Source organism: Bacillus cereus group sp. BfR-BA-01349 (assembly GCF_022663795.1).
GTDB classification, from domain to species: domain Bacteria; phylum Bacillota; class Bacilli; order Bacillales; family Bacillaceae_G; genus Bacillus_A; species Bacillus_A cereus.
In genome coordinates this window covers 38,292-50,984 of record NZ_JAKUGE010000009.1, presented here as the reverse complement: position 1 = coordinate 50,984, position 12,693 = coordinate 38,292, and the positions used below count along the sequence as shown (strand labels likewise).

The following is a 12,693-nucleotide window of genomic DNA, read 5'->3' as shown; positions in this document are numbered from 1 at the left end:
AATAATAATCCCTCCTTCCTTTTTAATCCATGTTGCACATTATAAGAATTCTCTCCTTTATTTTTAAGAGCAAAATGAATCTTTTTTAAAATTTATTCTTCTGGATTCCAATCAGCCAACTTTTGAAGGCGTGTATAACAATACAGAATTATTAAAGAAGTTAAAACGAATACTATTGAACCTAATGGTGTCCTCATCAAAATACTATATGCTTGAGGCATAAAAAATTTAAATATAAAAGGTAACGCAATTACAATTGAAGCGGTATTTCTAAAAGATTTCACACCTTGAGTAGTTTCAGCATATAATTGCATTTGCTTTACTTTACGGTCTTCAAAGTCCAAAGCTATCGATTCTAGAGCTTCTGTATTTCTCCCACCATTTTTATCAGCTACATCCAACATTTCATGATAAAATATTAATTCCTTATATGGATATTTCTTATCTAAAGATGACAATGCTTCTGCTACTGACTTACCTTGTTTCAATTTAAATGTTGCCTTATCCAGCTCTTCTCTAATTGATGGGTGAACTAGAGGTTTTACCTCTTCAATAGCATCAATAACAGTTCCTAGTATATGTAGGGAATTTGTCATGGTTTTCATATAAATACTTATACGATCATTTTCAACAAATTTATATTTTCTACGATGTACATGTAACATAAAACGGTGGATATAAAACCCTAATGCGTATCCAATCACACATCCAATATGACCGTTTAACATTAAGAATATAGAACCCGTCAACAATGTACTTCCCACAATATAAATAGTCCAATACTCTTTTGCTCCAATAAACCATTCATAACGTCTTGCTTCAGCTATAACGTTAAATGGTGCTAATTTTTCAGTAAAACTAAAATTATTGAAAAAGCTGTCAAGAAACGTATATGGTATATCTATATCTTGTTCCTCTTTTGACCTCTTCTCCATTAAAGCTTTTTGGTTTTCTAAGTCTTTTAAAATACTTTCAGCAGTGTATTTTTTTCGTTTATCTTTAACGAAAAATGTAGCTATTATTATAAAAATACATACTCCTATAAGAGCTAGGATGATAGAAGAAATAATATTCAACCTAATTCCCCTCCTGTATTTCAGGTGAAATTAAATTGTCTATTAGCGACATATCTACTGCTTTATTCCGTATTTTCTTGATAGTCTTTTTCGATAAATATCCAGACTGTTTATGACGGCCTTCAATTCGAACAATCTCTTCTTTATCTTTAACCACGTTTTCTACCTCAAAATTAAATAGCGTATTAAAGGATGCCTCTCCATCCTTAAAACCTACTAGTTCAATTATTTCACTCCACTTTCTAGAGCGATCTCTTAATTTATCTTGGAAAATTATAATATCAATCGTTGAAGCAATAAGTCTTCCTATAGCCTCATATGTTAATTTTGTATCGCCTTCTTCAATCATATAAATCAAACGACCTACAGCTTCTTCAGCACTATTTGCATGTATAGAACTCATGCCAGGATGCCCTGAATTGAATATTTTCAACATATTTAATGCACTTTTATCACGAGCTTCCCCAACTATAATTCTCGATGGATTTTGTCGTAATGTATTGAATAACAACCTTCCATAATCTACAACGAATTCCCCTTGATCATTTTGGCGACATCTCCATGAAACAAAACGTTTTTCCGGATATGTACTTTTTAAAAACATTTCTGGATTATCTTCTAATACAAACGTACGATCACCATTTGGAATATCACCACTTAGCACCCTCATTGATTGAGTTTTACCGGTACCTGTTGGACCAACCACTAAAATATTTAATCCTGCTTCAACAAAAGCCTTAACTGCCTTCATCATTTCTGAGCTAGCTTGTCCAGATTCAATTAAGGTCTGTTTTGTGACTTTTATACTAGTTTGTGGTTTACGAATAGCAACTGTAAGACCAGTCTCATAAGATACCGCTTCATTAGCTATATTGACACGTAATTTCCCTAATGCCGCATCAGCCAACGGTTTGTTAGTGTTTAATGTTTGACTAGTAGAATTTATTATTTTATAGACAATTTCCATGGCCTCTTCTAAAGAATTGAACTTCACATTTGTTCGATAGGTTCTTCCATCTACCTTATCAATCTCAACATCGTTAATTGCATTTATATATACATCTGTTACTGCTGGATCATCAATTAACGGTTGTATTTGACCTAAACCTGCAATAGCATCTACAAGTTGATTAATTAATTCTCCTGCTGAAATACCAGGGAAATTTAATGCATTATCTTTTATATATAACGAAATAATATCTGTTAATTCTTTTCGTTTTTTGGGATTCATAAATGATTGTTCTAACACGTTTCTATGATTAGCAATTAGATATTCACGCAATGAATTTACTACATCAATAGGTACTTGTGTCATTTTCCCATATTTTTTATTATCTTTTAGAACACTGGAATAAGTTGTAACTCCTAAATTAATTTTGTTAATTGATTTAGGTTTCAATTTACTTAAAATCTGCATTATTTCTTCAGGTGGTATATTGTTTGGTACACTAGTTACAAGTCTTTCTTCCTGTTCCTTTATTGCTACTGCAGCTCCCACTAGGTATTCCTCCTTCAAATAATTTTCGAACTTTGATTACTTCATAAACGGCCAACGTTTTTTTTCTTGAAGAATTGCTTGTTTTTCAACTGTATAACCAATTGCTTCAATTAATCTTGTTACATCACTATTAATTGCTTCTGAACCAATTTCCATATTTAATTCTGCATTATTTCTTTTATGATCTATTCCAATTTCAAAATAAATCTTTTCATTTAATACATTCTCATAAGCTTGTACTTGAACCCCTAAATTTGATTTATTTAAAATGGTATGCCATTTATTTAAATCAAAACCAATAGTCTCTAAGACTTTCTTAGTCTTTTTATAATCTCTCATTCGTAGTACATTTGGAGATATAATATGAAATACCTTATCTGCTTCCAACATTACTTGATATGTAAATAAGTCATCTAAATTATTTGGAAGATTATAAATCACAACATCATAGTTGCAATCCTGTACAGCAGTCAAAAATGTATTAATAAATGATTGATCCTCAATAACAGGGAATTCATCAAATTCATATGTAATTGGAAATGATAGAAAACTCAAGTTGTTTGGTACCTTACTAACGATTTTTCGAAGTTCATCATTAGGAACTTCTACATCAGATTTTTTTGCTATATAATCAGAAATCGAGAAATTCTCCCTTGATTCAATCAATTTAAAAATGTTCTTTTTAGGGTGTGTTAGTCCTGTTGAAATTGCTAAAGATGGATGCATGTAATCTAATTCTACATATAGAACTTTATAACCATTTTCCGCCAAAGCTGTTGCCACAGATTGAGAAATAGTTCTCTTTCCTTCATTAATATGGTTACTCCAAAAAGCTAATGTTTTTATTGTAGTCATTACTTATTAATACCCCTTTCTAATGTCTAATTAATTTATCAGATATGGTTGGCTAAAAAGTGTTTTACTTTCTAGCTCAACCAATAAAATTCATAAACCACTATTTTTTAATTAATTTACCTTTTTCATCTACTTTAAAATATAGATTAGGATCATAAGACAATTTCTCAATAAGATCTTTTGTTAAAGGTTCACTATTCATAGAATTTGGTGTAGATTCATCAGTATACTTTGATACCTTTTTATCCTTAATTAAATCTTCATATGATTGTCCATTAGTAACAGGAATTACATTACCTATTAGTTTTGCTTTATTAAGTGTTTGTAACGTTTCTTTGTTCACAGCGATTGTATATAAACGAGCCTGACGTCGATCAATATTACTTGGCTTGGAACCATCTGCGTTTTCTGTATTTGGTAATGCATTAAATACGTCTGTTGTATTCCCATCCTTTACACTAATAACTCTTACTTTTTTTGCAGCTAGACCAAAATATTTAACCGTTGGACTTATAAATTTCTTTTCTAAATTTTGAATACCAACAGCTTGTCCTAACTTTTCTGCATCAAGATTAGCTGCTAAATATAAGTCAACATATGTATTAGGCACAATTGCATTACCATTACTAGTCTCAATGTCAACAGGTAAGGTAAAGGCATATTCACCTTCTTTTAATGAAATAACCCCAGCATCTGTTAACTCTTCTTCTTTAGCTAGTTTTGTGGAGTTCATATAGCTATTAGCTGCAATCCCATATCCATCTTTTGTCCACTTACCCAAAACATCCTCTTTCTTTAAAGCTGTCTTTGGTGGAATACCTGATACCGGGAACTCTTTTTCTGCGATCATATCAGCAGTAATTTTAGTATGAGGTGCAATATCCTGTTTTGTTACAACTACCTTTACAGGTTTAATTTTCGATTCAGTTTGCATATAGGAGTATCCCCATACGCCAGCAACTACTGCAATTGCTGCAGTTCCTGCAATTACTTTTTTACTTGCAAGATTCAATTTTTTAACCTCCTTTAGTTACTAACAATTTTTAATTTTATTCAATATTCCGATTCCTCTGTTGTTAATCATCTTATCTTTCATTATCATAGACACCGCCCTTTGGAGGCTTTTCAGTATGTTTCGCTTCAATGATAAGTAATTCTTTGTCTACAGAATTGATATAACCGTCATTCTTGAATGAACCCCAGTTTTCAAAATATCTCTTAGTAAAACTCCCCTGTTTCGTCCTAGCACCTACTGATAACATTGGCGTTGCTGAATTCATACCATGTACTTCTATTCTTCTAGCAGAATTACTTAAATTGAAACTTGTATTCTTTGCATAACTTTTGATTAGCATAGTGTTAGCAACTTCAAAATCAATTGTCATCGCTTCATTTACACGTAAGTTTCCTTTATTAATTGCTAGTGACATAGAATCGTTTGTTGCTATATCAATAGACTGTTGATTTTCATGATACATATTATCTACACTTGATAAATCCACTTGAAAAAAGACTAACAACACAATAATTAGTAATCCTAATCCAAACCCAGTTATATTACTCATTATGCCTCCCTCCTTCAAATATCCTGACATTACGCATTTTACTTATTCTTTCTCCATATTCTAAGAGTAAATTGCATTTTTTTTAAAAGAGATTGGGATGTAATTTATAATCACCCCAATCTCTTAATTATTTATTGTCCTTGTCTGATAAAATCAAATACTGCAGATTTAGTTACTTCTTTTGGTGCCATTTTTCTTATATTTTCTATCTCATCACGATCAAGATACTTTGAACTAATAGCATGGTCACCACTTTCTTTATCATTGTAATAATTCTTTTCTTTTAAAATTTTAGATTCATTATCCTTCCAGTTATAACCTTTCTCACCACTAGGGAATGGGTTATTAGGATCTACAAATCTATTTACATAGTCATTAAATGGTGAACCTTTTACTTCTACTTCATCAGTGGTGATACAACTCGTTAAATTGTTTTTGCCAGCCTGTGATGCTACTACTTTAAATGGATATTTACCATCTTTGCGATTGAAATTGGTGTACCATTTTGCTTCACCACTTGGCTTAACAAAATTATCATTTTTATCACGTTTTAAATGGAACGGATCATAAAATACATTTCCTGAGTAATTTTCCACATAAATAGATGGCAGTTTCCAAGTTGTATATTCTTGATAACGATTTTGTCCAAAAGCCCTAGAACCTACTTCCATAACGGACTTGTTTCCTGCGAAACTTACATTCTCGTCATAAAACACTTCCGTTTTCTTAGGTCCACTTGCATTACGTGCCTCATTAATATATTCAGTTTCTACTTCAAAAGAAAAACCGTAACCTGCTCTTAGGCGTTTAGGGTCCACTTTAGTTATGTGAGTTGTTAAAAATTCATAGTAATCAACATAAAATACACGACCATCTTCGTCAGTAACTTCTCTTGTATCTACTAACCCAACATTTATATTTTCCTGAGGACCACAACTATTTACCCCTTCAGGAATGGTATCATCAGTACGATATGTTGTTTTTTTCATATTATTAGTCATATCAACTTCTTCAAATTCTGCTGGATCATTGATAGTGGCTTTTAATTCCCCTGTTTTAATAGCGTTAGGTGTAGTCCATTTAAAATAAAGTGTTCTTTGTTGACGTGGTTCTAATCTAACACTTCTTTCTTCAACCAGCCTATCATCAACATAAAATCTAACTTTAGCGACCCTCGCTCCAGATGAGGTTGCTGCACTCCCAACAGTAACAGGTGTTACAACTGTCTGATTTTTACCAAACACCCCACCCTTAATATTTTCAAGAATCATATCATTTGTTAATCCAACAGAATAAAACCAAAGTTCACCCATACTATTATTTGAATGGTTGACCCCAAAAACTAAATGCTTTTTGGAAATATTGGTTTCAGTGGCTAACCCAGCACCCTGATATTGCCAATCTTCCGGGATATCTTGGTTATAGGTTGCTCGTATAAATGGCATTTCACGCCCTGAACCATAGTCTTTAGCAATATTCACTCGATTTCCATTTTGATCTAAAAATATTAATTGTCCTAAGGTATCACCATAAAACACTATTTTCTGACCTGCAGGCGTAGTCCATGCGGTCATATCATTTCCAACATCATATCCATAACCTATTGCTGGATCTAAAAAGTTAGCATTACGATCTCTACCTGTCTCAGCTGACCAAGATATTGAACCCCAATTCTTATCTATGGCAACTACCTTACCTGGTTTTCGAACAGGAATGTAAATATGTTTATCATCTATTGTTAAAGAGTTATTTATAAGTGTTACATTTGGTATTTCCGTACGCCAAATCACTTCACCATTTGACGCCCTTACTTTATACACTCCTCCATACTTATCGGTATGGTATAAAAATTCTCCCTCTAAAATAGCGTTTGATGGTATTCCAGTTTGAGCATATTTTGTCCATACAATTGGTTGTCCACCATAAATGAGGTTTGAAACATTAACTCTTGCTAACGGACTTTTTCGAACACTAGCCCTATGGTTAACACCAAATATAGCTGTATTATTTCCTATTTTAGTAACCGCACCTGATATTTCAGCATTATCGTAGTCACTTAAGTTATAAGAACGTCCTACTGTATGATTATCTTTTATTCCATGTACCCCATGAATTGCACCTTTTTGGGTACCATTTGCTGCACCAATTACAACATTATCACCAGGGTATGCAGTAGGTGGCCCTACTATTCTGGCTCCTACTTCATAACCTCCTAAGTAATTTAAATTGCTGTTAAATGCTAATACTTTAGTATCATAACCAATATAAAATGCCTGATTTTCCTCCGACCAAGTTGGGTGAGAATACGACTTAACATAGTCTCCTAACTTAATTGCTCTAGCACCGTTTTTAATTAAGTCAGCAGCTACTTCTGCTTTAGGCGAATACGGACTAAAATACTTAAATTTAACAGGAATCTTGTATAAATAAGTTCCTCTCGGTAAATTAAACAAATTATTTGAATCTGGTACAGCAGCCACATGATAAAAGTAATCACCAACAGTAATTGTTTGGGATACAGACCATCCCAAATCCATTTTGGCTTTAAACTTAATTGGAGGCTTTAATTCGGGATCATATATTTGTCTTGTTCTTACTTCATCTTTGCCATACATTGGCCAATCAACATCAGCCTTTACCGTATGGAGATCTAAACTAAATATACTAGTCAAGGCTATACAACCTATCCCAAAAATAGAGTATATTTTTTTCTTAATTCTCATGATTTCACATCCTAACTTGGCACCTACTCACCTTTAAACAGAGTACCTCCATCAGTAACTTCACTTTCGCCTATCTTACCTATAGACTCAATTTTAATTAAAGGTCCTGTCGGTTCTTTTTCTTTTGGTTTTTCTTTTGGTTTTTCTTTTGGTTTCTCTTGTTCTTTTGAATTCTCTTTTTCTTTTGGTTTATTTGTCTCAGGTTTTTTTTCATTTGGAACAGGTTGAGTATTTGGCTCATCCTTCACTGATGATTTATCATTAGAACCTTCATGAATATCTTTTTCCTCATGTGCATTGGGTTTAGTTTCAGGTTTTTTTTCAGATATAGAGTAATCATTTTCATTCTTTTGAATTTGATTATTATCAGGCTGATTTGTTTTACCTTTTTGTGTATCATCAGATTTATTCATTGAACTTTTGTCTTCTTTAATTTCTTTTTTTGTACTTTCTTTATTTATTTCATGCTTTTCTTCCTTCACTGGTGGACCATCATCAACTGGTGATTCATCAGTGCTAGTTAATGTTTCATCAACTTTTTCATCTGGTGTTGGAGTTTCCTTATTTTCTACTTCTTCTTTTTTCTCGTCGCTTTCTACAGGCTGATTAATTAAAGCCTCATTTCTTTTTTTATTTATTTGTCCTTGTTTATAGATATAAGTTCCACCTAAAACAATTCCAATAACTATTGTTATACTGCTTGTTATTAAAACAACCCGCTTAAGTTTTGTCTTTGAATTACTATCACTCCGCAAACTAAGATTCCATCTTTTCATATTTGACCTCCTTTTCATATTTTCGTATACATAAAATTCCTATTGCGTATTTTACTCATAATCCCCATAGATTCTAAGAGCTTTTTTAAAAAAATTAATATTTATCAAATTTCAACTTGTTCTGTAATAAAATTTTGAGCAGGAGCCATCGGTTTAGTACCTATATCAAAATTACAGACTAACCACTTTAAAACTAAACATGAAACAATACATACACCTGCTATTAACAAATTTTTTTTCATTCTATTACCCCTTTTTTTAAGAATTGATATGAACCCCATTTTTTCGGCCTAGAAAATGACATTTTTCCTGTTATTGCAAAAGAAGCAAAAAACCATTCTAAATGGCTCATCTTCGCGTATTGATCTAGAAGTTGGATTGGAACGACTTGATAATTCTCTTGGGATGTTCTTTTCCATAAAGTAAACATACTTGTATGGGTTGTAGTCACTAGTGGTGCATCATTATTCCATAAGGCAATTTTCCTAAAGTCTTCTTCGAATTTCTTACTTAATTCTTCAATCAGTTCTTTCTTTTTTCTTTTCAATTTATAGAATCCGTCAGTAAATTCGAATGGTATTAGATGCAGCTCAATTACTTTTTCACCGTTTAATACACTTGGGATAAGAAGTAAGGACTCTAATTTAATAGATTCACTTAGTTTTACACCCTCTTTATACCAATTTCTCACAAGAATCATAGTCATCAATTTAATAATTACTCCAACTAAAAAACATACTGAAAATAACAACAAAACTATTATTTGCACTGAAATATATTCCGGTACTAACGCTTCAATTAAGAAATATATATTAAGTGACAAAAAAGATAGAGCAAGTAAATACCGCCCTGACTTTTGCATTAAATGTAGTTGTCTACTATTTTTAATCATTAAATCACTACCTTAACTCTAGAGTCAGACTTAAAAAGATATAGATTATTGAACCTAAAGATATAGTTATCGCACCGGGAAAATAGTCAAATATTTTCACTTTACTAATAGGCACACCTGGTGTGAAAAAAGCTTTAATATCACTTATTTGATATTTAAAGGTTTTTATGACTCCATTCATCTTAAATAATTTTCCATAAGCAAAAAGTGCAACTAACGATAAGTGAAATACAATTACAGCCGCCGCAATAGTTATATGGCCTTGTTCTGGAAGATTTAAAGATAATAGTAATGCAGTAACTATCATCATTTTCGTATCTCCTGGGGATGACTGTTTAAAGTACTCTAGCAATAACCCAACACATAGCGTCAAGCCTATAATTGCTAGTGGCTTATACCATGCTATCCCTTCTAAGAAAATATAGGAATATCCCATTCCAATTATTAAAAATGTTAAATGCCAATAGTTTTTTGTTATGCGATAGCTGACATCCATATACACATTAAAGACGTGATATATAAGGAATATACAAAAAGGTAACAAATGTAAAAACATGAAATTCCTCCTTCAAATTAATATGTTGCGTATTATACTCATCAGCAAGACAATTTTTAAGAAGAAAATAAAAAAGCTCATTAATCGATGTATCATCAATTAATGAGCTTTTGATAAAGTATAAAATTATATTTAATTAAAAATTAAATGGATTATCATCTGTACTAACTAAACTTTTAAGGAAATCTTCTTTCTTTTTCATTTCTTTCTTCTCTTTATCTACTGAATTATTTGGAACTGACTTTAATAAGTCACTAAAATCATCATTCATAGTATTTGCAAACGGATCTTTAGGTTTGAATGTCTTCTTCGGCTCTGGATCCGTGAAATCGTTAAGTTGTTCGATTTTACCTTGTACAAATACATCTTTCTGGGTACGTTCTTTATACTGTAAGAATTCTTCTACTAAACCAGTAGATAATCTTTCAGGCAAAGCAGTTGTCTTTGCAAAAATATAAGCATAGACATTGTTGTCTACTTCTTTAGTTTCAATTTGTCCAGTGAATACTTTACAATCACCTACTAATCTTAGCTTTGATAGATAATCTTGTGCTTCATCTAAGTAAGAAGTATTAATTTTTCTATCATTTACAACATCAGGTTGTACAATAGTTAACACACCAACATTATAAACTTCGTTGTATGCAATAGAACCATTTTGTTGAACTTCCCACTCAATTTTATCATGAAGAGTATGACCATTCTCCCATGCATCACTTAGCGCTTCAAACAAACTATCAGAGTTACTAATATCTAACGCTGGTAATACTTTTTTACCAATAACAAGGGTTCCTTGGTGTTCTAAAATACATTTTCTAAAGTCTTGTGCATCAAAAGTAACATCTGAACCACCAATGTTTGTAGCACAGTTAATTTCATGGAACATAGATGCAACGGTATAATTTATGTAATCTCTGTAAGTGTTAAAGTCTAATTTAGATTTCTTTTCACTAAATATATCTGCTGCTTTCTGATTATCAACAGGTAAAATGAAGCTAATTCTATTCTGCGGATCTAACTGTAAATCCCATATTTCCTTAATAAATCTGTTAACTTCTTTCAAGACACCTGGTCCATCACTTCTCTTAGGATATGCTAGAATTAATCCTAATTTTTTTAGTTCACCTGATCTCTCAGCATTATGAGCAGCTTTTTCATATAAACCAGAAATTACTTGCTCATTCTCCCCATATTCATTCATAAATGAATCATATTCAAATCCTTGGGCTTCTAATAATAACTTAGTGTATTTTTCAATAACATCGTTAACATATTTTTTTATAAATATTTGAATAGCTAGTAATATAGTTGACGTTCCAGTACCTCCACCTAAGCCACTGTTAAAGATCAACAATTCCTCTGCTGTTTCGTATGCTTTGTCCACCATCGTTTCTACATGATTATAGTGTTCTGGCGTACTTCTTAAAAGCTGATAAGCTTTGGATGGCTCTTTGCCGAACCCATCTAAATCCATACTAACTTGGTTCGAATTTGGAATATTATTTAAGCCGCTAAAATCCCTTGAAGTTGAGTTAAATGCAAAAACGTTGTATGCAGTTTCTCCATTAAATTTAAATTTGCCAAATTCATTTGCAATTCTGGATCCTGCTTGACCAAATCCCACCATTGAAAAACGAATTGAAGGTTTTTGCTGTTCAAACATTGTATTTCCTCCTCTATTCTTCACTTATTTTTTCATTATTTTTTATTAATTGTGTAGCTCTTTCTAAAACTTGCAGACCTCTAACTGTAACAAAGTAAAAATTCGTTCTACCAGCAGGCCTTGAATAAAAACATAAAGACATATTTCTTAAATTTGTAATTATTCGCTCAGCATGTTTTCGATCAATATTGGTTTTTTCTTTTTTGTACTCTAATTGGTTGTTTTCTCCTTTATGCTGCACTGGTCTTGTTACAGATAAATTATCTACGATATCTGTAACAGTCACACCATACATCTCAATACCAGCCTGTTTATTAAGCTCTAATCTACGAGCAATGAAAAACAGTACATTTCCCAACCAAGGATCAGCTACAATTATCTTCGCATATAAATCAGTTATATCATTAGGGAATGTTAAATCCTCAAATTCGCGGTGTAAAGCTTCATCCACTCCTATCCCCCCTCTTTAGATATTTCAAAAATAATTATTATGTACGTTTTTATAGGTAACGTATATTATACACCATATACGTTACCTATAAGATAACTGTAATAAATATAACCTTTTATATTCTATTTGTCAATCCAAAAAACCTTTAATAAAAAGCCTTTATAATACGTAACCTATATAAGTTACCATAAAGGTTACGTATTAATATATAAAATTGAAATTTACATTTTTTAAGCCGAATTTCATCACTTTTTTTCAAAATATATAAAAGAAAACATCGCCTGTACGCCTAAACATTGATATAAATACATTCCAATAGGTAACGTATAATAGTCACCTATTGGAATGGAGTAAATTAAACTCCTTGATAATATATAAACATTTGATAAAAGTTTTATATTGCATCTTATTTATTATTGTAAAAACAACCTTAATTTATAGTTTCCAATCAGCTCATGAATAACCGCGAATATTTTAAGAATATAAGTTTCACTTAATACCTTTACTATAAAAAATTTTATTAAAACATAGTCCCGGAACTCTATACAAAGTTTTGTTCATAAAGTTAGACAAATAGGTTTAAGCACACATACCTCAGATATGTGTGCTTAAACCTATTTTTGAACGTTAGATATATG

At 31.7% G+C, this 12,693-nt stretch carries 12 protein-coding genes; all 12 read right to left on the bottom strand.

Annotation, left to right across the window (positions count from 1 at the left end):
- Window positions 1-92: 92 nt before the first annotated feature.
- On the bottom strand, window positions 93-1,076 hold the full coding sequence (locus MR169_RS07350; protein WP_001021609.1) for a type II secretion system F family protein: 984 nt from the start codon (window positions 1,074-1,076) through the stop codon (window positions 93-95).
- 1 nt (window position 1,077) lies between these two features.
- Window positions 1,078-2,574, bottom strand: coding sequence for a TadA family conjugal transfer-associated ATPase (locus tag MR169_RS07345; protein ID WP_137073270.1), 1,497 nt, complete (start codon window positions 2,572-2,574; stop codon window positions 1,078-1,080).
- Window positions 2,575-2,610: 36 nt separating this feature from the next.
- The gene (locus tag MR169_RS07340; RefSeq protein ID WP_000207605.1) at window positions 2,611-3,429 is read right to left on the bottom strand and encodes a CpaE/TadZ family protein; all 819 of its coding nucleotides are present in this window, start codon (window positions 3,427-3,429) and stop codon (window positions 2,611-2,613) included.
- Between the two features lie 100 nt (window positions 3,430-3,529).
- On the bottom strand, window positions 3,530-4,441 hold the full coding sequence (gene cpaB / locus MR169_RS07335; protein ID WP_001046735.1) for a Flp pilus assembly protein CpaB: 912 nt from the start codon (window positions 4,439-4,441) through the stop codon (window positions 3,530-3,532).
- Between the two features lie 73 nt (window positions 4,442-4,514).
- Window positions 4,515-4,994 (bottom strand): hypothetical protein, encoded by a 480-nt coding sequence (locus MR169_RS07330; RefSeq protein ID WP_000065739.1) that lies wholly within the window; start codon window positions 4,992-4,994, stop codon window positions 4,515-4,517.
- Between the two features lie 131 nt (window positions 4,995-5,125).
- A complete protein-coding gene (locus MR169_RS07325) occupies window positions 5,126-7,717 on the bottom strand; it encodes an outer membrane protein assembly factor BamB family protein (protein ID WP_001220557.1) in 2,592 nt (863 codons plus the stop codon).
- Between the two features lie 23 nt (window positions 7,718-7,740).
- Window positions 7,741-8,493: a hypothetical protein gene (locus MR169_RS07320; RefSeq protein WP_242319185.1), complete on the bottom strand. Its 753-nt coding sequence runs from the start codon at window positions 8,491-8,493 to the stop codon at window positions 7,741-7,743.
- 104 nt (window positions 8,494-8,597) lie between these two features.
- On the bottom strand, window positions 8,598-8,735 hold the full coding sequence (locus MR169_RS07315) for a hypothetical protein (RefSeq protein WP_000739891.1): 138 nt from the start codon (window positions 8,733-8,735) through the stop codon (window positions 8,598-8,600).
- Window positions 8,732-9,385, bottom strand: a complete 654-nt coding sequence (locus MR169_RS07310) for a hypothetical protein (protein WP_242319184.1) — start codon at window positions 9,383-9,385, stop codon at window positions 8,732-8,734. The genes MR169_RS07315 and MR169_RS07310 overlap by 4 nt, the downstream gene beginning before the upstream one ends.
- Window positions 9,386-9,392: 7 nt before the next feature.
- Complete coding sequence (locus MR169_RS07305) at window positions 9,393-9,941, bottom strand: hypothetical protein (RefSeq protein WP_000478446.1); 549 nt, start codon at window positions 9,939-9,941, stop codon at window positions 9,393-9,395.
- 136 nt (window positions 9,942-10,077) lie between these two features.
- Complete coding sequence (locus MR169_RS07300; protein WP_000462890.1) at window positions 10,078-11,604, bottom strand: cell division protein FtsZ; 1,527 nt, start codon at window positions 11,602-11,604, stop codon at window positions 10,078-10,080.
- A 13-nt stretch (window positions 11,605-11,617) separates the two neighbouring features.
- Window positions 11,618-12,055 carry a hypothetical protein gene (locus MR169_RS07295; RefSeq protein WP_000343006.1) on the bottom strand — a complete coding sequence of 146 codons (438 nt, stop codon included), beginning with the start codon at window positions 12,053-12,055 and terminating at the stop codon, window positions 11,618-11,620.
- Between the last annotated feature and the right edge of the window lie 638 nt (window positions 12,056-12,693).